Source organism: Streptomyces sp. NPDC093546 (genome assembly GCF_044765045.1).
GTDB lineage: Bacteria > Actinomycetota > Actinomycetes > Streptomycetales > Streptomycetaceae > Streptomyces.
The window spans coordinates 392,875-416,007 of record NZ_JBIWJG010000006.1 but is presented as its reverse complement, the minus strand read 5'-3'; the positions used below and the strand labels follow the sequence as shown (position 1 = coordinate 416,007).

The 23,133-nt window shown below is 71.8% G+C and carries 18 protein-coding genes and 2 pseudogenes; 13 read left to right on the top strand and 7 right to left on the bottom strand.

Features of this window, described 5'->3' with window-relative positions; genetic code table 11:
* The first annotated feature begins 48 nt into the window (after nt 1-48).
* Nucleotides 49-1,200, top strand: coding sequence for a BTAD domain-containing putative transcriptional regulator (locus tag ACIRNI_RS16845; RefSeq protein WP_403552157.1), 1,152 nt, complete (start codon nt 49-51; stop codon nt 1,198-1,200).
* A 48-nt stretch (nt 1,201-1,248) separates the two neighbouring features.
* Here the strand turns inward: ACIRNI_RS16845 and ACIRNI_RS16840 are convergent, their stop codons facing one another.
* Nucleotides 1,249-1,908: a cutinase family protein gene (locus ACIRNI_RS16840; protein WP_403552156.1), complete on the bottom strand. Its 660-nt coding sequence runs from the start codon at nt 1,906-1,908 to the stop codon at nt 1,249-1,251.
* A 294-nt stretch (nt 1,909-2,202) separates the two neighbouring features.
* Between ACIRNI_RS16840 and ACIRNI_RS16835 the strand changes: the two genes are divergently transcribed.
* Nucleotides 2,203-3,873 carry a peptidase M23 gene (locus tag ACIRNI_RS16835; protein WP_403552155.1) on the top strand — a complete coding sequence of 557 codons (1,671 nt, stop codon included), beginning with the start codon at nt 2,203-2,205 and terminating at the stop codon, nt 3,871-3,873.
* A gap of 15 nt (nt 3,874-3,888) precedes the next feature.
* Here ACIRNI_RS16835 and ACIRNI_RS16830 read toward each other — a convergent pair.
* Nucleotides 3,889-4,372: pseudogene (locus ACIRNI_RS16830) on the bottom strand (IS5 family transposase); the annotation flags it as partial.
* 218 nt (nt 4,373-4,590) lie between these two features.
* Here ACIRNI_RS16830 and ACIRNI_RS16825 point away from each other — a divergent pair.
* Nucleotides 4,591-5,112 (top strand): hypothetical protein, encoded by a 522-nt coding sequence (locus ACIRNI_RS16825; RefSeq protein ID WP_403552154.1) that lies wholly within the window; start codon nt 4,591-4,593, stop codon nt 5,110-5,112.
* A gap of 58 nt (nt 5,113-5,170) precedes the next feature.
* Here ACIRNI_RS16825 and ACIRNI_RS16820 read toward each other — a convergent pair whose 3' ends face one another.
* Nucleotides 5,171-5,920 carry a helix-turn-helix domain-containing protein gene (locus ACIRNI_RS16820; RefSeq protein WP_403552153.1) on the bottom strand — a complete coding sequence of 250 codons (750 nt, stop codon included), beginning with the start codon at nt 5,918-5,920 and terminating at the stop codon, nt 5,171-5,173.
* 6 nt (nt 5,921-5,926) lie between these two features.
* On the opposite strand from ACIRNI_RS16820, the gene ACIRNI_RS16815 reads away from it, so the two are divergent.
* Together ACIRNI_RS16815 and ACIRNI_RS16810 are read left to right on the top strand one after the other, a co-directional pair.
* Nucleotides 5,927-6,298, top strand: a complete 372-nt coding sequence (locus ACIRNI_RS16815) for a MauE/DoxX family redox-associated membrane protein (protein ID WP_403552152.1) — start codon at nt 5,927-5,929, stop codon at nt 6,296-6,298.
* A 93-nt stretch (nt 6,299-6,391) separates the two neighbouring features.
* Nucleotides 6,392-7,519: an NAD(P)/FAD-dependent oxidoreductase gene (locus ACIRNI_RS16810; RefSeq protein WP_403552151.1), complete on the top strand. Its 1,128-nt coding sequence runs from the start codon at nt 6,392-6,394 to the stop codon at nt 7,517-7,519.
* A 196-nt stretch (nt 7,520-7,715) separates the two neighbouring features.
* On the opposite strand, the pseudogene ACIRNI_RS16805 reads toward ACIRNI_RS16810, so the two are convergent.
* The 3 genes and pseudogenes from ACIRNI_RS16805 to ACIRNI_RS16795 form a co-directional block, all read right to left on the bottom strand.
* Nucleotides 7,716-7,859: pseudogene (locus tag ACIRNI_RS16805) on the bottom strand (e9imm peptide); the annotation flags it as partial.
* A gap of 107 nt (nt 7,860-7,966) precedes the next feature.
* Nucleotides 7,967-9,010 carry an alpha/beta hydrolase gene (locus tag ACIRNI_RS16800; protein WP_403552217.1) on the bottom strand — a complete coding sequence of 348 codons (1,044 nt, stop codon included), beginning with the start codon at nt 9,008-9,010 and terminating at the stop codon, nt 7,967-7,969.
* A gap of 96 nt (nt 9,011-9,106) precedes the next feature.
* Entirely contained in the window at nt 9,107-11,596 is a 2,490-nt protein-coding gene (locus tag ACIRNI_RS16795; protein WP_403552150.1) for a penicillin acylase family protein, read from the bottom strand.
* 238 nt (nt 11,597-11,834) lie between these two features.
* Between ACIRNI_RS16795 and ACIRNI_RS16790 the strand changes: the two genes are divergently transcribed.
* From ACIRNI_RS16790 to ACIRNI_RS16775, 4 genes are all read left to right on the top strand, one after another.
* Nucleotides 11,835-13,346, top strand: a complete 1,512-nt coding sequence (locus ACIRNI_RS16790; protein WP_403552149.1) for a peptidoglycan DD-metalloendopeptidase family protein — start codon at nt 11,835-11,837, stop codon at nt 13,344-13,346.
* 86 nt (nt 13,347-13,432) lie between these two features.
* Complete coding sequence (locus ACIRNI_RS16785; RefSeq protein ID WP_403552148.1) at nt 13,433-15,463, top strand: family 43 glycosylhydrolase; 2,031 nt, start codon at nt 13,433-13,435, stop codon at nt 15,461-15,463.
* 89 nt (nt 15,464-15,552) lie between these two features.
* Nucleotides 15,553-16,362 carry a serine/threonine protein kinase gene (locus ACIRNI_RS16780; RefSeq protein ID WP_403552147.1) on the top strand — a complete coding sequence of 270 codons (810 nt, stop codon included), beginning with the start codon at nt 15,553-15,555 and terminating at the stop codon, nt 16,360-16,362.
* Nucleotides 16,359-17,801 (top strand): serine/threonine-protein kinase, encoded by a 1,443-nt coding sequence (locus ACIRNI_RS16775; protein WP_403552146.1) that lies wholly within the window; start codon nt 16,359-16,361, stop codon nt 17,799-17,801. Before ACIRNI_RS16780 ends, ACIRNI_RS16775 begins: the two co-directional genes overlap by 4 nt.
* 106 nt (nt 17,802-17,907) lie before the next feature.
* Here ACIRNI_RS16775 and ACIRNI_RS16770 read toward each other — a convergent pair whose 3' ends face one another.
* Nucleotides 17,908-18,822: a LysR family transcriptional regulator gene (locus tag ACIRNI_RS16770; protein WP_403552145.1), complete on the bottom strand. Its 915-nt coding sequence runs from the start codon at nt 18,820-18,822 to the stop codon at nt 17,908-17,910.
* A gap of 137 nt (nt 18,823-18,959) precedes the next feature.
* Here ACIRNI_RS16770 and ACIRNI_RS16765 point away from each other — a divergent pair, with 137 nt between their 5' ends.
* From ACIRNI_RS16765 to ACIRNI_RS16750, 4 genes are read left to right on the top strand one after another with little or no spacing between them, the layout of a single operon-like run.
* Nucleotides 18,960-19,958, top strand: coding sequence for a fumarylacetoacetate hydrolase family protein (locus ACIRNI_RS16765; RefSeq protein ID WP_403552144.1), 999 nt, complete (start codon nt 18,960-18,962; stop codon nt 19,956-19,958).
* Nucleotides 19,955-20,911, top strand: coding sequence for a cyclase family protein (locus tag ACIRNI_RS16760; RefSeq protein ID WP_403552143.1), 957 nt, complete (start codon nt 19,955-19,957; stop codon nt 20,909-20,911). Before ACIRNI_RS16765 ends, ACIRNI_RS16760 begins: the two co-directional genes overlap by 4 nt.
* A 38-nt stretch (nt 20,912-20,949) precedes the next feature.
* On the top strand, nt 20,950-22,080 hold the full coding sequence (locus ACIRNI_RS16755) for an FAD-dependent oxidoreductase (protein WP_403552142.1): 1,131 nt from the start codon (nt 20,950-20,952) through the stop codon (nt 22,078-22,080).
* Nucleotides 22,077-23,117: an amidohydrolase family protein gene (locus tag ACIRNI_RS16750; RefSeq protein WP_403552141.1), complete on the top strand. Its 1,041-nt coding sequence runs from the start codon at nt 22,077-22,079 to the stop codon at nt 23,115-23,117. The genes ACIRNI_RS16755 and ACIRNI_RS16750 overlap by 4 nt, the downstream gene beginning before the upstream one ends.
* Nucleotides 23,118-23,133 lie beyond the last annotated feature (16 nt).

The window sequence follows — 23,133 nt, the reverse complement described above, 5'->3', positions numbered from 1 at the left end:
CTTGTCGACGCCCGCCAGACCGACCCGTCCGGAGCCCGGGGAGCAGCGATGTCGACGACCGCCACCACCCAACGCCCCACCGCCACCGCCACCGCCCTCGGACATCGGGAGCGCGAGGTGCTCGCCGCCGTCGGCTGCGGCCTGCGGGACGACGAGATCGCCGGCGCCCTGGGCCTCCGCGAGGACGCCGTGGCCGCACACCTCGCGCGGATCCTCGCGAAGCTCGGACTGCGCGACCGGGCCGCCGCCATCGTCCACGCCTTCGACTGCGGCCTGGTCGCCCCCGGGCGCGGCCCCCGCACACCGTCGGTGCGACCGGTGCCGCGGGCCGCCGCCGGCGAGGCGGCCGGGCCGACGGTACGGATCTCCTTGCTCGGACCGCTGCAGGCGTGGCGGGACGGTCGGCCCCTGGACCTGGGGCACCCGCGCCAGCAAGCCGTACTGGCGACGCTGGCCCTGTGCCCGGAGCGCGGGCTCAGTCAGCAGGAACTCCTCGACGACGTGTGGGGCATGGAACCGCCGGCCGCGAACGTGGTGCCGGTGTACGTCTACCGGTTGCGCAAGGCCCTGCGCGGCGGGGACGGCCCGGATGCGGTCATCGAGTACGCCCGGCGTGGCTACCGGCTGGTCCCCGGGGCGGTCGACGTGGACGTGGCGCGTCTGGAGAAACTGGTCACCGCCATCGGGACGGCCGATCAGGCGGGTGAACCGGCCGAGGCGGTCCGCCTGTGCGCCGAGGCGCTGGAGCTGTTCCGCGGGGGGCCGCTGGCGGGTCTGCCCGGGCCGCTCGCCGAACTGGAGCGGCTGCGGCTCACCGAGCGCCGGCTCTACCTCGTGCAGCGGAAGGTGGAGGGGCAGCTGCGGCTGGGCCAGGACGCGGAGGCGATCGCCGAGCTGTTCGCCCTGTCCGCGGCGCACCCCCTGAACGAGCCGTTGGCCGCCCTGCTGATGCGGGCGCTGTACCGCAACGGCCGCCAGGCCGACGCGCTGGCCGTGTTCGACCGCGCCCGCCGCCGTCTCGCCGACGACCTGGGCGTTCCTCCGAGCCGGATGCTGCGGGGGACGCACCAGATGATCCTGCGCGGCGACGAATCCGGCCTCGGACTCATCCCCTCCCCCTCGGCCGCGCGCCTCTCGCGGGGTCCGCGAACGGCGCAGGCGCGTCACCACCTGCCGGCAGCCGGTCCTCCCGGCCGATGACAGATGGTGAAGCATGCGGCTACGCGCCCGGCCCGCGAGTCTCCGTGGTCACCAGGAGGCGGGGTGCCAGGCGCCGTTGTACCACTCCTCGTTGGCGCTGTCGTTGTGGTGGTCCATGTTGAAGTCGTGGGGGTAGTTCTTGACGTGGTTGTTCGGGTAGGTCCAGATGCCGGCGGACTCGTCGCAGACGTAGTCCCAGTGGCAGATCGTCTTGACCGGCACGTCGCCGAAGAACCGGTCGGCGCCGGCGAGCGGGGCGCCGACGAAGCCGCCGAACGGCACGGCTCCGCCGTTGGCCCCGGGAGGACCCTGTCGCTTGGGGTCCGAGATGAGGATGGCGTTGACGTTCTTGAACGTCTGCCAGTTCTCGGTGACCCAGATGTGCACCACCGCCGCGCCCAGTGAGTACCCGCCCATCTTGACGTGCTGCCCCGGGCACGCGGCGCGCTGGTCGCGTACGAGCCGGTTCAGCTCGTTGACGCCCGCCCGGGCGCTCGCGCCGTTGGGGATCTGGGTGGGATACCCCACGTGCTGCTGGATGTTGCCGGTGAAGCCGTCGTTGTTCCACGAGCTTCCCGTGCCGCCGACGACGATCGTGTAGGTGCCCTCACACGGAGCCGCCGCTTGCGCCGTGGATCCCTGTGCCACCGAGAGCCCGGCCGTCAGCACGAGACCCGCCAACGCGGCCGCGAACCTTTTCGCCCGCATTCGATCCTCCCCATGTAGTCGGCCTCCGCGCCCGCTCTTCCGATGCGGTACGCGGTCGGCCGCGGTTACCGGACGACCTTGGCAGCAGCCGATGACATCCCGATGAAACGCGCACGGCCCGGGTGGAGGGGACGGCTCCGGCACCAACGCGGCGGGGACGCGGGCCGGTTCCATCGGTATTTCATCGGCGCCCTCTACCGTCGGCCGCCCGCCGCCGGTGAAGAAGCATCGGCCGGTCGGCTGGACTCCGCGTACCGCACCCCGCACCCCCACTCCGTAACGGAAAGGCACACCGTGGCAAGAACCGGCTTATACCGCGTGTTCACCGTGTTCACCAGACTGGCCGTCCTGGCCGGCATATGGGCGTTGGTCCTCGGGATGACCGCCTCGGCCGCCGTCGCCCGCCCCGGGCCCGTCCCGGACCCGGGCGACGACCGGTCCGGCGTCTCCCGGTACTTCAGTGGCCCACAGGGCTTCGCCATTCCGACCGTGCCGTGTGATCCGGCCGGCCCGTCGGCCACCGACGGCGTCATGGCCGATCAGCTCAACCCGCAGCTGCGCGCGAAGATGGCCGGCTACCTGAACGCCTACAAGATGTCCTGCGCGCGGATGGTCACGCAGGCGGTGAAGGACCGGGGGCTCAACCCGAGGGCCGCGGCGATCGCCATCGCCACGATCATCGTCGAGAGCAGCATGAACAACTACTCCCAGGCCGTCGACCACACCAGCCTCGGGCTGTTCCAGCAGCAGGACTGGTGGGGCACCCGGGAGCAGCGCCTGAACCCGACCTACGCCACCAACGCCTTCCTCGACGCGATGGAACGGCAGTACCCGGGCGGCTCGTGGAACAACGTGGCGATCGGCGACGTGTGCTGGAACGTCCAGCGCCCGAGGGAGGACCTGCGCCACCTGTACGGGATCGAGGCGGACGACGCGATAGTCATCGCCAACGCGCTGTGGTCCGGCACGGGCGGCGGCCCCAAGCACCCGTACGCCTCCGGCCGGGTGGTGTCCGGGCGGTCCGCGGACGGGCGGCTGGAGGCCTTCGCCGCGGGTGAGGACGGCGTGTACCACGCGTGGCAGACGACGGTGAACGGCGCCTGGTCGCAGTGGCGGTTCGCGGGCGGACCGCGCGACGCGGAGCTGGCGGTGGCGTCCAACGCGGACGGCAGGCTGGAGCTGTTCGCGCTGTCGGACAGCACGTTCGAGCACATGTGGCAGACCGGGCCCAGTGCGGGCTGGTCCGCGTGGGAGAACTTCGGCACCGGCGGGTACCGACTGGCGGCGGGCAACAACGCCGACGGCCGTATCGAGGTGTTCGCCTCCAACGCCAACGGCGTCTTCCACCGCTGGCAGACCGCGCCCAGCGGCGGCTGGGCCGCCTGGGCAGGCGTCGGCGGCGGCCCGGCCAACGCGCGCCTCGCCATGGAGACCGCACCCGATGGACGACTCGAGGTCTTCGCGCTGTCGGACGCGACGTTCGGGCACCTGTACCAGACCGGCGTCAACGGCGGCTGGTCCGCCTGGGAGAACTTCGGCGGCGGCGGACACGACGTCGCCACCGGCTACAACCAGGACGGCAGGCTCGAGGTGTTCGCCTCCAACGCCAACGGCGTGTTCCACCGCTGGCAGACCAGCCCGACCTCGTGGTCGGAGTGGACGGGCACCGGCGGGCTCGCCAACGCCGAGCTGACCACCTCGCGGTCGGTCGACGGCCGGGTCGAGGTGTTCGCGATCAACGCCGCCGGCGCGAGCCACGCCTGGCAGACCGCCCCCAACGCGGCGTACGCGCCGTGGGAGACCTTCGGTGGCGGCGGCAGCGAGATCGGGGCGGCCAACAACGCCGACGGCCGTATCGAGGTGTTCGGTACCAGCCACGCGGGTGTCTACCACCGGTGGCAGACCGGGTTCGCCACGTGGTCGGAATGGGGCTGGCTGAACGATTCCGGCCCCGCGGTCGACTAGGACCTGTCCGGTCGATCAAGTTCGAAGCCAGATAGCGATGGCTGCTGCTGTGGCGGTGCCAAGGAACACGTAGAGGCGCTTGTCGTATCGCGTGGCAACCGCCCGGGACTGCTTCAGACGGTTGATCACACGTTCGACGGTGTTGCGCTTCTTGTACCGCTCCTCGACGAATCCTGGTGGCTGTCCGCCACGTGGGCCTTTGCGCAGGCGGGCGGCCTGGCTGTCAGTCTTCTCCGGAATGGTGGCGGATACCCCGCCGCCGCAGGTACTCGCGGATGGGGCCGTTGCTGTAGGCCTTGTCGGCCGCGAGGCTGTCGGGCTTCTTGCGTGGTCGTCCCGGGCCAGGTCTGGGCACTCGGATCTTCTCCAGGACCGGCTTGAACTGGGTGCAGTCCGCCCGCTGACCTGGAGTGACGATCAGGGACAGCGGGCGGCAGCGGCCGTCCACGCTCAGGTGGAGCTTGCTGGTGAACCCGCCGCGCGAACGGCCCAGACCCTCGCCTCCAGCACCACCTCCACCAGGCGGGCGACGAGACCCCGCCACGGCGTCTCGTCCTGGTGTTCCACTGCTTCGGCCCCCTTTGATCCCGGGGCCGGAGGCGAGACGGTGCGGGCGCCGGCCGCATGCTGGACAGGTCCTAGTTACGCCGCGCGGGGGAGAAGGGATGAAACCGCAGGCCGATGTGGGTAACCGCCCCATCGACGAGCCTGGTTCACATGCCGAAAGTGAATGTATTACCCCATGTGCCGCGCTGGGCCCGGCTCGCCGCGGTGGGCGCCGCATTGACCAACGTGCCCTCGGCGCTTTGGCGGGTGGCCATTGCCGTCGGTGTCCCTGTCGGGCTGGCGCAATCCGAATACGATCAGATGGGGGCGCCTGGCCTGGGATCGTTGGTCCTCGTCGGCCTCAGTCTGATCTCCGAGGTCTTCGCGTTCCTCACCCTTGGGCTGGTGCAGAGCTGGGGCGAGACATGGCCGCGTTGGATCCCCTGTCTACGCGGACGCCGAGTCCCAGTCATGCTGGGGACCGGCGTGGCGGGGCTCGGCGCGCTGGCCACGACTGTCTTTGGCGCACTGTTCGTCTACACGTCGCTCAACGCAGACATGGAAGCCACCACCTGGGGCATGTGGCTGCTCAACATCGTCTACGCACCGTTGCTCTTCTGGGGTCCGCTGCTGGGCGCGGTCACAGTGCACTACTACCGGCGCCGGATGGCTGCCTCTCCCGCACCGGTGTGAAGGCCGGATGCTGTCGAGTGCCGGCGTACGTCTTACGTCTGGACGCGGCCAGTCCCCCCTAGGCTTCAGCGCGTCGCAGAGAGGCAGGCGTACGCCCGATGAAGTCCCGCGCAGTACGGGTGAGGTGGGCCTGGTCGGCGAAGCCTGCGGTGGCTGCGGCCAGGGCGGCGGTCGAGTGCGGCAGGTCGTTGATCGCGGTGCGGAGCCGGCCCCATCGGCGTAAGCGCGCAAGCGTGATGCCCAGGTCCTGCCGGGCCAGGGCGCGCAGCCGGGGGGCGGACAGACCGACCTCCATGGCGATGGAGGTGATGGGGATGTCCGGATCGTGCCACGTGCACAGATGGACGGCGTGGGCGACTCTCGGGTCGAGTGGGGAGGGGCGCCCGGCGAGTGTCCGTAGCTCGGCGTATCCGGCGGCCAGGTCCACGCAGGTGCCGGGGCCGTCGGAATCAGGGGTGCCGAGCGCGGCGAGCAGGCGGCGGACCTCGCCTGCACCGAGCCGTATCGGCCCCGGTCGGGAGGGCAGCAGCCAGGAGTCGACGAACAGGGCGATGTAGGGAGAGGTCGCCCCACAGGTGTGGGCCAGCTGGGGCGGAACGACGAGCCCGGGCGCCGCCACCATGGGCCGCCCCGGCTGTAGGAGTTCGGCGTGGCCGCCGATCGGCAGCACGGCTTTCCACGCGGGCAGCCGGTGCTGGGCGACACGGAACGGGCGGGACTCGGCGAACATCGTCGCCTCGGGGCCGGAGGCGAAGACGATGCGGCGATCGTTTTGTTCAAGTGCCCAGGCACGAGGTGAACGGATCATCGTGCCATGCACGTTATCGCTTCGGTTGCCTTGGCGATGTTCCTGGCCGGCACCGGGGTCGCGCACTTTCTGGCCCCCGGTTACTTCCGCATGCTGGTACCCGCATGGCTCGGCCGGGAGCGGCTCATCGTCGCCGTCAGTGGCGCGGCGGAGGTCGTGGTGGGTGCGCTGGTGCTGGTTCCGAGCGGCAGGCAGGTGGGGGCCTGGTCCGCCGCCGTCCTGATCGCCTGTTACTTGGTGTCCCACGTGGACGCGCTGCGCCGCGCGCGCCCGGACCGGCCCAAGCTGCTGGAGCGGCCGGTCGGTGCGGTGGCTCGGCTGGCGGTGAACGTCCTGTACATCGCCTGGGCGGTCGCCGTAGCCAGATCCGCGGCCTGACGCCGATGCGCGGCAACCGATCGTCCGAGGCGGCGCCGAAGCCGCCCGCAGTCCGAAGTCTTGAAGTCTTGAAGTCTTGAAGGAAGTCATGCCATGAGTCATCGCATCGTCGTCGTGGGCGCCGGTTACGCCGGTCTGCTGGCGGCCAAGCGCCTCGCCCGCACGCTGCGCCACAGCGATGTCACCATCACCCTGGTCAACGCCTCGGACAGGTTCATCGAACGGGTCCGGCTCCACCAGCTGGCCACCGGGCAGCGACTGGCGGCCCTGCCGCTGCGGCAACAGCTCGGCGGCGCATCCGTCCAGCTGGTCGTCGGACGCGTGACCGCGATCGACACCACTGGCCGGACCGTGTGTATGGACGTAGAGCCCCGCGTGATCGGCTATGACACCCTGGTGTACGCGGTGGGCAGCCAGGCACGGCTCGACGATGTCCCGGGGGCGGTTGAGCACGCATACGCTGTCGCCGATCTCGAGCAGGCGACACGATTGCGGCACAGGATTGCCGAGATCGCGTCAGGCGGCACTGTCGCGGTGGTCGGCGCAGGGCTGACCGGACTGGAAACCGCCTCGGAACTGGCCGAGAGTTACCCCGCGCTGCGAGTTCGGCTGTTCACCAGTGCCGATGATGTGGGATCCGGTCTCGCGCCGCGCTCCCAGACCCACCTGCGGCGCGCTCTCAACCGGCTGGGCGTCTCGGTTCATCCGAAGACCCTGGTCCGAGCGGTGCGGGAGGACGGCTTGGACACCCGCTACAACGCGCCGTTCGCCGCTGACGCAGTCGTGTGGACCACCGGATTCAAGGCACCGGAGCTGGCGCGCGCGGCGGGAATCGCGACGGATGAGAGCGGCCGGATGCTCGTCGACGCCACCCTGCGCTCGGTCTCGCACCCTGACGTGTACGCCGTCGGCGACGCGGCGGCCGCGATGTCGGTGGGCGGAGCACCAAGCCGAATGTCCTGCCAGGCAGCCCTGCCCATGGGCCGTGGTGTAGCCGACGTCATTGCAGCTCGGCTGACAGGCCGGGAACCCGGGCCCGTCCGGATCGGTTACACCTTCACCAACATCAGCCTTGGCCGGCGTGACGGTGTCGTCCAGTTCACTCACGCCGACGACCGTCCGCGCAGGTGCGTCCTGACAGGACGCCCCGCGGCGACCTTCAAGGAGGCTGTGGTGCGAAGCACAGTACGGTCCGGGCCGCGTGGTGAGCCGGGGCAGTGACGAGTCGGATCCCGCACGAGCTGTCAGTGACCAGTTGAAACCCCAATGGGCGGCCAGTTGGCAGGGATCCAACTGGCCACAGACGGCCACTCCGTGTTGACACTCATGGGGCAGGCGGGACGCGGTCCGAGAGGCGAGGGCCTGGGCCGCTCGCGCGGCGGGTTCACCAGCAACCTCCACCTGAGTGCGGACGGCCGCTGACGTGGCCGGATGGACAGGCCAGGGCTCTGTCGAGCCTGTCCATCCACCCGTCCGCCTCGTCCTCGGACGCATAGTCCGCATCCATGATCCGCTGCACGAGCGCGACCGCTTCAGTCCGGCTCATCCCCACGGCACCCATCACGCCCTCCCTCGGCGCCAGCCTAACGAGCAGCCTGATCGACCGGACAAGTCCTAGGTGCCGTCCGGCAGGGCCCTGTCCGGTCGGTCAGGGCCCTGCCGGGTCGTTCAGGAGGCGAAGGACCTCTCCAGCCGGGGAATCAGGTCCCGGAGGTCCTCTTCCCAGCAGCCGGCGTTGTGGCCGCCGTTGCACTGGGTGCCCCAGCCGGAACCGTCGCCGTAGTTGACGTAGTAGTAGGACATGCCCAGGGCGTCCATGGCGGCCTTGACGTTCTTGGCCGCGCCCGCGACCCAGAACTCGGGTTCGAGGGGCGATCCGCCTCCGTCGCCCACGTAGACGGAGACCCCCACTCCGCCCTTGGCGAGCCTGTCCATGTGCTGGGACGGGTCGACCTCGTTCCACCGCCAGTCGGCGTTGAACACCGGGTAGGGCGAGCCGAACGCGGCGTCGCTGTCCACAGCGGGCTTGTACGGGGAGTCGTTGGGGTCACAGGCTCCGGACGCCGAGCCGCAGATCGCGCCGGCCGCGTCGATGAGGGAGGCGACGACGGCCAGCCGCAGGTCCATGGACCTGACCGACAGGTCGATGTCTCCCGACAGGGAGGCGGTGTGGCTGAACAGGTCGGGACGGACCTGGGCGTAGTGGAAGGCCCCGAACCCGCCCATGGAGACGCCGGCGATGGCCCGCGCCTTCTTGGTGGCGATGGTCCGCAGGTTCGCGTCGATGAACGGGATCACCTGCTTGAGGTGGAAGTTCTCCCAGTTCTGGGCACCGGCCGCGGTCTTCTGGTTGAGCCAGTTGGCGTACCAGCCGCGAGCGCCGCCGTCCGGGATGACGGTGATCATCGAGTCGGACATGCCCAGGGCCGGGTAGTTCTGCTGGACCGGGTCGTCGGGCGAGCCGTGCAGGAAGTACAGCACCGGATAGCGCCTGGCGGGGTCGTCGTAGTAGCCGCGAGGCAGAATGATCTTGATGTGCTGCTCGCCCGCGACCTCGGGTGTGGTCACGGTGAGGTGGAAGGTGGTGGCGGTCCCCGTCGGCGTGCCGACCTGGGTCAGGCCGAACCCGTTCCGCATCGGTGGCGGCGCGGTGCCGCCGTCGGCGGCCCCGGCCGAACCCGTCGGCGCGACCACGGCCACGGCGGCGAGCATCCACGCCACCGCCAGTCGCCACCAGTTCGCTCTCCTCGTCACGGTGTGCCCCTCATGGGTTGTTTGGCTTGGTCATCGGCATGGTCGTCGGCTTGGTCAGTCCAGGACCTTGGTGCGCAGTTCCGGTGACGCCGCGATCTGTTCCTCGGTGAACCGCTCGGTCACCCACTGGCCGGCCGAGAACAGCTTGGTCTGGTCGGCGTAGTGCGGCGAGTTCGGGTTGGCCGACTGGGAGTAGGCCATGACGGAGTACGCCTCGGGCGGGCCGTCGGAGGTGAACCGCACCTGCTGGATAAAGCTGGACCCGAAGACGATGTCCAGCTGTCCGTCGACCTGGCCGGGCGTGATCACGTTCAGCACGCCCAGTTGGTGCAAGGAGCCGTGGATCGGGATCTGTTCACCGCCACGGGTGACCTTCTGGACGTCCGACAGCGGGGCGTTCAGTGGAATGCCCGCCGTGCGCAGCGCGTGCACCGCCCGGACGAGGGCGTCGCGGACGGCGGAGTTGCCGGAGTCCAGCGAGTTGGGCGTGTGGACCGGGTCCTTGGGGTCGAAGGCGACCCGCCACGGCAGTTTGTCGATCGACTGCCCGCCGAGCAGGCGGACCCAGTAGTTCGCGAACAGCCAGGATCCCCTGCTGTCCGCTGTGTAGTCGTGGGTCTTCCAGGCGTCCAGGATCGGGCAGGCCTCGCTCACGTTGACCAGGTTGCCGTCCACCAGGACGAGCCCGAAGGGTGTGTTCCGGCAGGCCGTCACGGTGGCGTTGAGGGCCAGGTCGGCCGCCCTGCTGTTGTCGGCGAAGAGCAGCTTCCCCATGGTCTGCGGTGTGAAGCCCTTGCCCGGCAGGCCGTCGGTGCCGTTGATCCGGTTCCGTGCGGTCAGGATCAGCTCCTGGGTGCGCAGCGACCGGGGCGTCACCGTGTCGCCCATCACCTGGGGGAAGGACAGCGGCTGCTCGGGGTTGGCCAGCCAGGCGCTGTCGTTGGCGTTGCCCACGAAGTCGGACCGGATCAGGCGGGGCTGCTGGTGCGGGTCCATGAGGCCCGGCGCGACCGCGTTGGGGTCGTCGGGCCAGTCGCACGCGCTGCGCTTGCCGTCGAAGATGGAGACGGGCGGCACGTTCGACGGCCGCAGCCCCGGGTTGAACAGCAGCTGACCGGTCATGGTGAGGCACGACCGGGCGTGCTCGTCGGTGATGTTCGGGGTGGCCTGGATGTCCGCGTACAGCGCGTTGCCCTTGCGGTCGGAGGCGACGGTGTTGAAGAAGGGGACGCCCTGCGTGGTCTCCAGGGTGTTCACCACGTCGTGGACGTCCTTGGCCTGGTCGAGGCGGAACCAGGTGTTCAGCGCCCGCAGGTTGTGCATGTTCACATCGCGCACCGCGTGCGCGCTGACCACCCAGGGCAGCGGGACGCCCTGCACCGAGGTGGTGATCGGGCCGTAACGGGTGGACCACAGCGTCCTGGTGACCCTGCCGAGGGTGCCGTCCGCGTTCCGTACGTCGACGCCGACCTGCTGCGAGGTCATCTGCTCCCACGCGCCGTCGACCAGGTACTTGGTCGGGTTCAGCGGATCGACCTGCACGTCGAACAGCCCGAACGGAGCTACGGTGGCGACCGTGTGGCTCCAGGCGACGTTCTCGTTGTAACCGATGTTCACCGCCGGGAATCCGAGCAGGCTCGCTCCGGAGACGTTGACCTTCCCCGGGATCGTCAGCTGGCTCTGCCACATCCGGTTCTTGCCCTGCCACGGAAAGTGCGGGTTGGCCAGCAGCATGCCGGTGCCCCCGGACACGCCCTGCGAGCCCACCGCCAACGCGTTGCTGCCCATGCCCTGTTGACGGCTCACCGTCATCGCGTCGCGTATCTTCTTCGCGGTCTCGGCGGGTGAGGAGGCGCGCGGCGCCGCGGCCCGGGCTCCCCGAGACGCGGCTCCCGCGGCCGGGGCGCCCGGGGGTGCGGCGTTCACCTGGCCGTCGAGCAGCGCATCGGCGCTGCCCATGATGATCTCGGCGTGCGCGTGCCGGTAGACGTCCAGTTCCGTGATGGGCCGTACCCAGGCCGCGCCGCGGCAGGCCGGGTCGGAGAGGTCGTTCACGCCCGTCTCGGACAGGTACCTGTTGTATCCCTGGACGTACCCGCGGATGGCCTCCTTGACCTCCGGCTCCGGCCCGTTGGGGGCCGGCTGGTCGAGCAGCCGTTCCACCACGCGGTTGTCCTTGATCCGCTGGAAGTACAGGTCGCTGTTGAGGTTGGACGTGGTGTTCTGGTCCTGGCCGGGGCTCGCCCTGCCGTCGGGACCCAGATAGCGGGACCTCTGGGCGTTGACCATCAGATAGGTGTCCGCCAGCGTGCAGATGTTGTCCTTGGCCGCCGCGTATCCGTAGCCGGTTCCCAGGTCCTCCCAGTTGGAGGCGATGATGTGCGGTATCCCGTACTCGGTGTAACGGATCGTCGGCCTGTCCGGCCCCGGTCCGGCGGCGGCCGCTCCCGTGGCCGCCGAACCGGTGGCCGCCATCGTGCTCACCACCGCCACCGCGGCCGTGACCGCCACCGGCAGCCTCGATCCGCGTCTCCTCCACGCCATCGCTCCGTCCTTCCCTTGTCGGCGGGCCGTCGCCCGAACGCGGCCACGCTAAGGAGGAGCGATGAAATCCCGATGATGCCGCCGGTGCACGGTGTGGCGAGATGACGCCATGAAGCGACGGTTCCTAGCCGAAGTGCGCCCGCCTGTCAGTCCGTCATCTTCCGGGGTCCCCCGGCGCCCGCTCGTTGCTACCTTCCCTACCTCCCGGCCGCTCGGCCTCATGGGTAAGGAGGGTTTCGTGCTTCGTGGTCTTTCCCGACGCGCACAGGCCTGTGTTCTCGCGGCGACAGCCGCCCTGCTGCTGCCCCTGGCACCCGCGCCGGCGGCCGCGGCTCCGGCCGCCGCTGCCACCGCGGCCTGTCCGGCCGCCGGTTTCGTGTCCCAGCACTTCCACAGCCGTCACAACGGCGTCGACATCGCCAACGACGTCGGGACGCCGATCTACGCCGTGGGCGACGGCGAGGTGACCATCTCCGGCTACACCGGGGACTACGGCCAGTGGATCCGCGTCCAGCACCCGGACGGAAGGATCTCCGAGTACGGGCACATGTCCCGGCGGGACGTCTCCGTCGGCGACCACGTCGTGGCCGGCCAGCAGATCGCCCTGATGGGCTCCGAGGGCAACTCCACCGGGCCCCACCTCCATCTGCGGATCTGGGGAGACCGGTCCGCCACGTACGGCATCGACCCCGAGGACTACCTCGCGGAGCGTGGCGTCGTCCTGCCCTGCACCCCGGGCAGCGGCCCGCGGCCCCGGCCGCTGGTGTATCCGGCGGAGTCGGGCCGGGTCGTGTCGGCGCGGTCGGCGGACGGGCGCCTCGAGGTGTTCGCCGCGGGAGCCGACGGCGTCCACCACGCCTGGCAGCGGGAAGCCAACGGCGACTGGTCGGCCTGGGAAGCCCTCGGCGGGCCCGGCAACGCGGAACTCGCGCTCGCGCCCAACGCCGACGGCCGCCTGGAGCTGTTCGCCCTCAACGGGAACACCTTCCAGCACCGCTGGCAGACGAGCCCGTCCGGCGGCTGGTCGGCCTGGGAGACCTTCGGCGGTGGCGGCCGGGACACCGCGGCCGGTGTCAACGCCGACGGCCGCATCGAGGTCTACGCGTCCGGCCCGGTCGGGCTGTTCCACAAGTACCAAGTCGCGCCGAACGGCGGCTGGTCGGAGTGGGAGCCCACGGGCGGCGGCCCCGCCGACAGCCGCGTGGAGATGGGGAAGGCACCCGACGGACGCCTGGAGGTCTTCGCCCTCAACGGCAGCACCTTCGAGCACCGGTACCAGACGGCTCCCAACGGCGGCTGGTCCCCGTGGGGTACTTTCGGCGGCGGCGGACGCGACCTGACCGTCGACCACAACGCCGACGGACGTCTGGAGGTCTTCGCGTCCGGCCCGGTCGGCGTGTTCCACAAGTACCAGACCAGCCCTGCCAGTTGGTCCGACTGGGAGCCCACCGGCGGCCCCGCCGACGCGCAGCTCACCAGCGAACGCACCCCCGACGGCCGCGTCGAGGTCTTCGCCATGAACGGCGGCACCGCCATGCACATGTGGCAGAGCGCCGTCAACGCCCCCTACAGCGACTGGGCGGCCTTCGGGACCGGCGGCACCGAAGTCACCGCCGCCGCCAACGCCGACGGCCGCATGGAGATCTTCGGCACCAGCCACGCCGGCACCTTCCACCGATGGCAGACCGGCTTCGCCACCTGGTCCGCCTGGACGTGGGTCAACGACACCGCAGGCCCCACCCTCGACTGACCGTCTCCGAACGCCCCACACACACGGCCCCTGGCCGGCCGCGCCCGTACGGCACGGCCGGCCACGCGGCCCCTCTGGAGGGACTCGTGCTTCCGATCAGCCGACGGAGCCTGCTGCGCGGTGCCGCCGGGGCGGGCGCGCTCCCGTTCCTGGGCGCCGGCCCGGCCGTCGCCACGGCCCCGGGCGCCATCACGCCACCGTACTGGGTCGGCGCGGGCCCCTTCGCGTACGTCTACGATCCGTCCGGCCCCGCCGGCCCGCGCTACCTCAACGACCACACGCTGATCAAGGCTCAGGGCCGCTGGCACGTGTTCGGCATCGTCGGGGACAGCGCGCCGCGCGGCGAGGCCCCGGACAGTGCGGCGGAGATCGCCTTCGCCCACGCCTCCGCGTCGAGCCCGTACGGGCCGTGGACCACCCACGCCGACGCGCTCACCGTCGACCCGTCCTACTTCGGCGAGGAACACCTGTGGGCGCCGCACGTCGTCGAGGCCGGCGGCAGGTTCTGGATGTTCTACGCCGCGGGCGGAGAGCGTGGTGCCGCGATCAACCTCGCCACGTCGACCGACCTGTTCACCTGGACCCGCGAACCGTCCGGCCCGCTGTTCCGGGGGCTCGCGGCGCGTGACCCCATGGTGCTGCGGGTCGGCGGCGAGTGGGTCATGTACTACACGGAGCTCTCGGCCGCGGGCGGCCACCATGTCGTGGCCTGCCGGCGGTCCGCCGACCTGTTGCACTGGAGCGAGCCGGGCGTCGCGTTCACCGACGCGAGCACGGACGCGACCGTCTCGGTCACCGAGTCGCCGTGCGTCGTCGAACGGGACGGCTGGTACTACCTGTTCATCGGCCCGCGCAACGGCTACGAGGGCACCGACGTCCTAGCGTCGCGGGACCCGTTCCGCTTCGAGCTCGCCGGGTACGCGGGGCACGTGCCCGGGCACGCCGTCGAGGTGGTCGGCGACGGGGAGGCGTGGTACGCCACCGCCGCGGGCTGGTTCCGGAACGGGCTGTACGTGGCGCCCCTGCACTGGCGGGACACGCCACCGCCGTGGCAGAGCCCCGACAATCCCGCGGCCGCCCGCGATGTGGACGGCCGTCTCACGGTGTTCGCGCTCGACGCCACCGACCGCTCGATGCTGCGGCGCGTCCAGACCGACCCGTACGCGGATGCCTGGTCGGAGTGGGAGCCCTTCGGCGGACCGGCCGGCGCGGTTCCCGCACTCGGCCGCAACGCCGACGGCAGGCTCGAGGTGTTCTCGCTCGCCCCGGGCGGCGTCAACCTGCACCACCGGGTGCAGCGGCCGGACGGCGGCTGGCACGCCTGGGAGGAGTTCGGCGGCCCGGCCGGCGCCGCCCCTGCCGTGGCCCGTGACGCCGACGGCTGGCTGGAGGTCTTCGCGCTCGGCCCGGGCGGCGCGTCCGTCGCGCGGCGACGGCAGGGGGCACCCGGGTCCCTCGCCTGGGGCCCGTGGGAGCCCGGCTTCAGTGGGACGGCGGGCGCGCCACCGGCGGTCGCGGCGAACGCGGACGGCCGGCTGGAGGTGTTCACCCTGTCGCCCGGCGGCGCCGGGATCCACCACCGTTGGCAGGAGGCTCCCGGTGGCCCCTGGACGGCGGCGTGGCACCGGTTCGGCACCGCGGCCGGCGCCGCGCCGCGGGTGGCCAGGGACGGCAGCGGCAGGCTCACCGTCGCCGCGATCGGACCGTCGGGCGTGGGGACTTTCGTCCGGCGGCAGGTGGTGCCGAGCGGCGGCTGGGGCGAGTGGCTGCCGCTGTTCGGCTGGAGCGCGGCCGCCCCGGCTCTCGCCACCAACGCCGACGGCCGGCTGGAGGCGTTCTCCCTGTCGCCGGGCGGCGCCCGACTGAGCCACCGCTGGCAGGTGGCTCCCGGTGGGGACTGGCATCCGGGCGGCGAGTTCGGCGAGCCCGGCATGAGGCTCGCCGCCACGCCCACGGCCGCGCTCGACTCCTCCGGGCGGCTGCACGTCTTCGCCGTCACCGTCGCGGGCAGGATACGGACCCGCGTCCAGGACCGGCCGAGCGGCGGATGGCGCCCCTGGGCGGCCTTCGGCGAGCGCGCGGTCGCGCCTCTCGTGTCGGGCGCTCCCGCCGGCTGAGCGAGTGGCCGAAGTACGCCGGTGAACCCCTGATCGATGAGTATCGTTCGCCTCGTCCGGAAAGTCTGACGAGGGGAACGGGGGCAGCGGTGAGCGGGGTAGTCGTCCATCTGCCGCAGGGGAACGGTGGCGCCGACGGCGGCGAACCGCGCGGTGAGGCGGTGACGTTACGGCTCGGTCCCGGCCAGGTCGCCCGCTTCGGACGGGGTTCCACAGCGGTTCCCGTCGAGCTGCGCCTCGCGGATCCGGCGATCTCCCGGCTCGCCGGGGAGATCCGCGTGACGGACGACCACTGGCAGCTGACGAACCACAGCACCACCCACAGCTACCTCGTGGAGAATCCGGAGGGAGCGGGGGAATACCTGAGGGTCGCGCCGCGCCGGGTCGGGGCGCCCATCCCGTTCGAGTTCTCCCGCGTGGTGCTGCCCACCCGCGGTGACGTCACCATCTCCTTCCAGGTGTTCGCCCCCGACCACCTCTATCTGGACCCGGACGCCATGGGCGTTCCGTGGGGAACCAGCACGGTGACCGCGTACTCCCTGGACGAGACGGCCACGTACTTCCTCGTGCTCGTCGCGCTGTGCGAACCGCGCCTGCGTGACCAGTCCCGCGTGGCGGTCCCCACGACCCCCCAGATCGTCGAGCGGCTCCGGGGGCACGTCACCTGCGGCGCGCTGACCGCACGGGCGGTCAGCTCGCACATCGACTACCTCGCCGAGGAGAAGCTGCGCATGGGTGCCCCGGAGACCCACGAACCCGGCAAGGGTGATCGCCGCAACGGCAAACGGGAGGAGATCGTCGGGCTCGCGCTCCGGTTCGGGCTCGTACGGGAAGAGCACCTCGCGCTGCTGCCGCCCCTGACGGGGGCCGGCGGGCGGGAGCGGCCGGCCGCACGATGACAGCGCCGCACAGAGTGGGAGACACCGCGGAGTACGACCGGAGCGAGCTGCTCCCGCCCGGGTACCGGGTGGGCAACTGGGTGGTCACCCGGCTGATCGGGTCCGGAGGCTGGTCCACCGTCTACGCGGCGAGGCCGGCCGACGAGCATCCGGGCGGCACCGGCGGGCTCCCCGCGGGCGGGGCCCCGGTCCCCACCGACGTCGCGCTCAAGATCATGCCGACCGCCGGGCTGGCGCCGCGGCAGGCGCGCAGGATCGTGGAGTCCGCCCGCCGCGAGGTGGAGCTCGGGCGCAGGGCCGGGCATCCCCGGCTGATCGGCCTGTTGGAGTCGTTCGTCCTCGCCGCACCCGACCGCCCTTCCCTGGAGGGCGCGTTGGTGCTGGTCATGGAACGGGCCGTCGGCAGTCTGCGGGAACTCGTCGACGCGGGGGTGCCCGAGGCCGATCGCGCCCGGCTCGTCGCGGGAATCTGCGAGGGGCTCGCCCATCTCCACCGGTCGGGCTGGGTCCACGCGGATCTCAAGCCGGAGAACGTCCTGCTGGGCGAGAACGGTTCCGTGAAGCTGTCGGACTTCGGCCTCGCCACCGAGCTGACGGGCACGCACGGCTACGCGCCGCCGATGGGCACCCTGGACTACCTGCCGCCCGAGCGCTGGAGGGCGCCCCTCGGCGAACTCGGTGTGCAGGTCCGGCCGACGGCCGACATCTGGGCCCTGGGCATCGTCGTCCACGAGGTGTTCGCGTCGGGGGAATCACCGTTCCCCGGGGCCACGCCCATGGCGCGGGGCGCCGCCGTCCAGGAGTACGGCGAGGGGCGCGCCCCGCTGCGCATGGACCACGCCGTGCCGCCGTTCTGGCGGGCGCTGATCGCCGACTGCCTCGCTCCGACCCACGCGGCGCGCGCCCCCCACACCGCCGAGAGCCTGCTCGCGCGCATCACCGCCCGGCAGGAGGAGGGGCCCGAGGCGGGGGCGGGGCGGCGGCGGGACCGGGCCCGCGCCGCCGTCCTCGCCACCGCGCTGTGCGGGATCGCCGGCGCGACCCTGTGCTCGGACGCGGTTCGGGCGGGCTCGTCCACACCGCCCGGCCGTGCGGGCGCGACGGTCGGCACGGTCCGGGTGTTCAACGCGGAGCGGGGCTGCCAGGACCGGGTCGACCGGGACCCGCAGTGCAGTCTGGGCCTGGCGATCGATCCCGTGCGGCCCTACACCGCGGGCAACGTCGTCCCGACGAGGGTGTGGCACGGCGACGTCCTCACGGCGGACTGCGAAGTGCGCGACGGGCAGCCCATCATCGACGAGGAGGACCTGCGGTCCACCCACTGGTTCCGCGTCCGCCTCCCGCCCGGCTCCACACCCCCCGCGGCCTGGCTGCCCGCCGTACGCACCAGGGACCGGCCGCCCCTGCCGGAGTGCCCGCACGCCGCGGCCGTGCGCTGACACGGGAAGACCCCCGTTCATGTGTTCACCGTTTCACTCCTGGGTGGGCGTTCCCATGAAATGGTCCGGACCCACCGGATGGATGGTCTCCGGTCAGCGGGAGGCCTCAGGCCTCTGTGTCGGCGATGCGGCGTCCGACCCTGGCCGCCGTCTCCCTGAGCCAGATGTGGGCGGCGTCGTGGGTATGGACGGGGTGCCACCACAGGGCTTCGCGCAGCGGGACGGCTTCGTAGGGCGGGTCGAGGACGCGTACGGCGGCGAGGGGGGCGAGCATGCGGGCGAGGCGGGCCTGGACGAGGGCGATGCGGCGGGTGCCTGCGACGAGCGCGGGCAGGGCGTGGAAGCTGTCGACGGAGACCTCGACACGCGGTTCGATGCCGAGCATGCCGAGCTGGCGCACGGCGGGGGCGTCATAGGTGCGCTGGTAGGTGACCCAGGGCAGGCGGGCGAGGTCCTGGCGGGTGAGGCGGTCCTCGACGCTGGGGTGGTCGTCGGCGACGACGAAGACCCAGCGGTCGTCGTAGAGGTCGGTGGCGGGGAAGTCGCTGATGACGCCGTGGGGCATCAGGAGGCCGTCCGTGGCGCTGAGGAGGCTCGCGGTGTCGTCGACGACGGTGAGGGGGGTGCGGGTGAAGCGCAGTCGGATGCCCGGGGCCTCTTCGTGGAGGACGCGGGCCAGTTCGACACCGAAGACGTCGACGGCGTAGTCGGAGGCGAGGATGCGGAACTCGCGGGTCTCGGTGGCCGGGTCGAAGGACGCCTGGCTGGTGAAGAGGCGTTCCAGCACGTCGTACGCGGTGGCGGTGCGGTCCAGCAACACCTGCCCGAGGGCGGTCAGTTCGTACTGGCTTCCCTCCCGGGAGAGGAGTTCGTCGCCGAAGTGGCGGCGCAGGCGGGCCAGGGCGGCGCTCATCGCGGGCTGGCTGAGTCCGACGCGTTGTCCGGCTTTGGTGACGTTGCGCTCCTCGAGGAGGGCGCGGAGCGCGACGACGAGGTTGAGGTCGAGGCGGGCGAGGTTCACGACGCGGAGTCCCCTCTCGGGACGATATGAGCACGCAAGCACGCACTATTTGCTTCGTCGATCATAGGGATCCACAGAATCTATTTCCCTGATTGCTTGGTGCGGGTCCAGATTGGGCCCAACGCAATCAGGAGGACATGTCGGTGAAACCTGAATCCGCTTCCGCGCTCTTCTCCGGGCCTTTCGCCCTCGGCACCCTTTCGGCAGCCGAAGGCCCCGCCTTCCCCGCCCTCGTCGACTCCGAGGGGCAGGTCCAGGACCTGCGGACGGCGCTGGCCGACCCGGCGCTGACGATGCGGGACCTGCTGGAGCGGTGGCCCGCGGTCCTTCCCCGGCTGCGGGAGCTCGCGGCCGGTGCGGGAGCCGTCCGGCGCCCGCTGTCGGACTTCCAGATCCTCGCCCCGGTCGAACCGCGGCAGGTCTTCCAGTCGGGCGCCAACTACCGGCAGCACGTCATCGACCTGCATGTCGCCCACCGGGCGCCGGGCGACGAGCGCTCCGAGGAGGAACGCCGGGCCGAGGCGGCCGACATCATGGACCGGCGGGCCGCCGAGGACCTGCCGTACGTCTTCATCGGCCTGCCGAGCGCGGTGACCGGACCGTACGACGACGTCACGCTGCCGGCCTGGGCCGAGAAGCCGGACTGGGAGCTGGAGCTGGCCGCGGTGATCGGCCGGCCGGCCTACCGGGTGTCTGCCGAGGAGGCGTTGGAGTACGTCGCGGGTTACACGATCGCCAACGACCTGACCGACCGGGCGACGGTGTTCCGCCGGGACATGCCGCAGATCGGGACGGACTGGCTGCGTAGCAAGAACGCGCCCGGGTTCACCCCGCTGGGCCCGTGGATCGTGCCGGCCGAGTCCGTCGGCGACACGGGCGACCTGCGCCTGACGCTGAGGCTGAACGGCGAGGTCATGCAGGACGAGTCCACCAAGGACATGATCTTCGGGGTGGCGCGCATGGTGGCGTACGCCTCCCGGACCGCCCGGCTGCTGCCCGGGGACCTCGTGCTCACCGGCTCCCCCGCCGGCAACGGCATGCACTGGGGCCGGCTGCTGCGCGACGGCGACGTCATGGACGCCTCGATCACCGGCCTCGGCGCGCAGCGCACGCGATGTGTCGCGGAGGAGGCGTGAACCGCGCCGACCCCGAGGCCGCGATCGCCCGGGCCGCCGAGAAGTGCTCCAACTGGGGCCGCTGGGGCGAGGACGACCGCCTGGGGACCGTGAACTTCCTCGACGAGGCCAAGCGCCGCGAAGGCGCGGCGCTCGTCCGCCGCGGCGTCAGCTTCTCCCTCTCCCAGCGCTTCGACATCGACGGCCCGCAGAAGGGCTGGCGGCGGCGGACGAACCCGGTCCACACCATGCTCGACACGGGTACGGACGCGGCCCTGGGCAACCAAGGCCTCCCCCACGGCATCGGCGGCGCCGACGACGTGATCGCGATGCCGCTGCAGTGCTCGACCCAGTGGGACGGCCTGGGGCACATCTTCGACCACGGCAAGGCCTGGAACGGACGCCCGGCCGAACAGGTCGTCACCTCCGACGGCGACCAAGTCACCGGCATCGAGCACATGGCCCCGCACATCGCCGGGCGCGCCGTGCTCCTCGACATCGGCCGGACGGCCGGTCAGGACGGTGAACTGCCGGACGGTTTCGCGATCACCGAGGAGCACCTGACGGCCGCCGCCGAGGCCCACGGCGTCACCGTCGGGCGCGGCGACATCGTGCTCGTCCGCACCGGCCAGCTGACCCGGGTCCGCCGGGACGGCTGGGGCGACTACGCCGGCGGCGCCGCTCCGGGCCTGTCGTTCAGCACGGCGTCCTGGCTGCACGGCAGCGAGATCGCCGCGATCGCCACGGACACGTGGGGCTTCGAGGTGCGGCCCAACGAGTTCGACCACGCCTTCCAGCCGCTCCACCAGGTCGTCATCCCGCACATCGGGCTGCTCGTCGGTGAGATGTGGGACTTCGAGGCCCTGGCGGAGGACTGCGCGGCCGACGGCGTGTACGCGTTCTGGCTCACCGCCGCGCCCCTGCCCATCACCGGTGCCGTCGGGTCCCCCGTCAACCCCGTCGCCGTCAAGTAGTCCCGGGCCGACAGGTCTGCGGAACAAGGGAGTTCCCCATGAGCACACCACGCAAGGTCCTGGTCATCGGCGGCGGGGCGGCCGGCAACGCCGCCGCGATCCTGCTGAGCCGCGCCGGGATCGGCGTCGACCTCGTCGAGGCGAAGGACGACTGGAACGCCACCGCCGGCTCCGGCATCACCCTCCAGGGCAACGCCCTGCGCGTCCTGCGCGAACTCGGCGTCTGGGAGCGGGTGAAGAGGTCCGGCTTCCCCTTCGGGTCGGTCGGGATCACCGCGCCCGACGGTACCGTCCTGCACGTCCAGCGCGACCTGCGCACCGGCGGCGACGATCTTCCGGCCACGGTCGGCATGCAGCGTCCTCTGTTGCAGCGGATCCTGATCGACGCCGTCCGCGCCGGTGGCACGACCGTCCGCCTGGGGACCACCGCCACCGTCCTGGACCAGGACGCGACCGGCGTCTCCGTCCGGCTGAGCGACGGCACCGAACACCGCTACGACCTGGTGATCGCCGCCGACGGACTGAGCTCGGCCACCCGCGCGCGGATCGGGATCGCCGACCGGCCCGAACCGACCGGCATGGCCATCTGGCGCGCCGCCGCCCCGCGGCCCGCGGGCGTCGAGCGCACCGACCTCGCCTACGGCGGACCGTCGTTCATCGCCGGCTACTGCCCCACCAGCGACACCACCCTCTACGCGTACGTCGTCGAGAGGAACCGCGACCGCGCCTCCCTGCCCGCCGGGTCGTACGCCGAGGAGATGCGCCGGATCGCCTCCGCCTACGGAGGCGCCTGGCCCGCCATCACCGCCGCGATCACCGACCCGGCGCAGGTCAACTACACGTGGTTCGACCGGCTGCTGGTCGAGGGCTCGTGGCACCGCGGCCGGGTCGTCCTGGTCGGGGACGCAGCCCACTGCTGCCCGCCCACCCTCGCGCAGGGTGCGGCGCTGTCCCTGGAGGACGCCTGGGTCCTCGCCGGGATGCTCACCGCCGCCGACGAGTGGGACGGGGACCTGCTCCAGGCCTACTACGAGCGGCGGATCGCCCGGGTCCGCCCGGTCGTGGAGGCGTCCGTCCGCATCGGCCAGTGGCAGCTCGACGGAGTCCGCGACGCCGACGTACCGGGGCTGATGGCCCGCACCATGACCATGCTGCGGGAGCTGCCGTGAGCGCGCCGACCCCGGCCTCCGTTCCGGTTCCGTCGGGTGCACCGACCGTGGACGTCCACGCGCACGTCCTGCTGCCGCAGATCGACGCCCTCGTCGCGGGCCTTCCCGGGCACGCCGAGGCCAGGGAACTCGATGCCCGCCGCAACGGCCCCGCCGCGCTCGCCGTCAGCGGCGCCATGGTCCGCGACCGGATCCCCGCCCTGACCGACCCGGCCGTCCGGCTCGCCCGGATGGACGCACAGGGCGTCGACGTACAGCTGGTGAGTCCCTCGCCGTCGCACTACCACTACTGGGCCGACGCGCACCCGGCCGAGAAGGTCTGCCGGCTGGCCAACGAGGCGACCGCCGCACACTGTGCAGCGGCGCCGCACCGCCTGCGCGGCCTGGGCCTGGTCCCGCTCCAGCACCCGGAACAGTGCGTCGCCGCCCTCGACCACGCCCTGGAGCAGGGGCTGGCCGGGGTGGAGATCTCCAGCCACGCCCCTGGCCGGGAACTTTCCGACCCCGCGTACGAGCCCCTGTGGACGCGTGCGGAGGCGGCGGGGGCGATCGTCTTCCTCCACCCGTTCGGTTGCACGCTCGACGAGCGCCTCGACCAGTGGTATCTGTCCAACACCGTGGGCCAGCCGGCCGAGAACGCCGTCGCCCTCTCCCACCTGATCTTCTCCGGCGTCCTCGACCGGCACCCCGGGCTGAAGATCGTCGCCGCCCACGGCGGCGGCTACCTGCCCACCCACATCGGACGCGGCGACCACGCCTGGCGCGCCCGCGCCGACGCGTCGGCCGGCTGCGCGCAGCCGCCGAGCAGCTACCTCCGACGCCTGTACTTCGACTCCCTCGTGCACGACCCCCGCGTCCTGCGGGCGCTGGTCGAGGCAGCCGGCGCCGACCGGGTGCTGCTCGGCTCGGACTTCCCCTTCGACATGGGCTGCGACGACCCCGTCGGCGCACTGCGGGCAGCGGACCTGTCCGGGACCGACTTCCACGCCGTCCGCGGCGGCAACGCCGCCGCCCTGCTCCACCTCTCCCCCGCCTGAGGAGGCACACCCCGCG

Coding starts and splice junctions, on each gene's coding strand:
- ACIRNI_RS16845 (WP_403552157.1), top strand. CDS start 49: ATGTCGACGACCGCCACCACCCAACGCCCCACCGCCACCGCCACCGCC.
- ACIRNI_RS16840 (WP_403552156.1), bottom strand. CDS start 1,908: ATGCGGGCGAAAAGGTTCGCGGCCGCGTTGGCGGGTCTCGTGCTGACG.
- ACIRNI_RS16825 (WP_403552154.1), top strand. CDS start 4,591: ATGCCGAAAGTGAATGTATTACCCCATGTGCCGCGCTGGGCCCGGCTC.
- ACIRNI_RS16820 (WP_403552153.1), bottom strand. CDS start 5,920: ATGATCCGTTCACCTCGTGCCTGGGCACTTGAACAAAACGATCGCCGC.
- ACIRNI_RS16815 (WP_403552152.1), top strand. CDS start 5,927: ATGCACGTTATCGCTTCGGTTGCCTTGGCGATGTTCCTGGCCGGCACC.
- ACIRNI_RS16810 (WP_403552151.1), top strand. CDS start 6,392: ATGAGTCATCGCATCGTCGTCGTGGGCGCCGGTTACGCCGGTCTGCTG.
- ACIRNI_RS16800 (WP_403552217.1), bottom strand. CDS start 9,010: ATGCTCGCCGCCGTGGCCGTGGTCGCGCCGACGGGTTCGGCCGGGGCC.
- ACIRNI_RS16795 (WP_403552150.1), bottom strand. CDS start 11,596: ATGGCGTGGAGGAGACGCGGATCGAGGCTGCCGGTGGCGGTCACGGCC.
- ACIRNI_RS16775 (WP_403552146.1), top strand. CDS start 16,359: ATGACAGCGCCGCACAGAGTGGGAGACACCGCGGAGTACGACCGGAGC.
- ACIRNI_RS16765 (WP_403552144.1), top strand. CDS start 18,960: ATGTCGGTGAAACCTGAATCCGCTTCCGCGCTCTTCTCCGGGCCTTTC.
- ACIRNI_RS16755 (WP_403552142.1), top strand. CDS start 20,950: ATGAGCACACCACGCAAGGTCCTGGTCATCGGCGGCGGGGCGGCCGGC.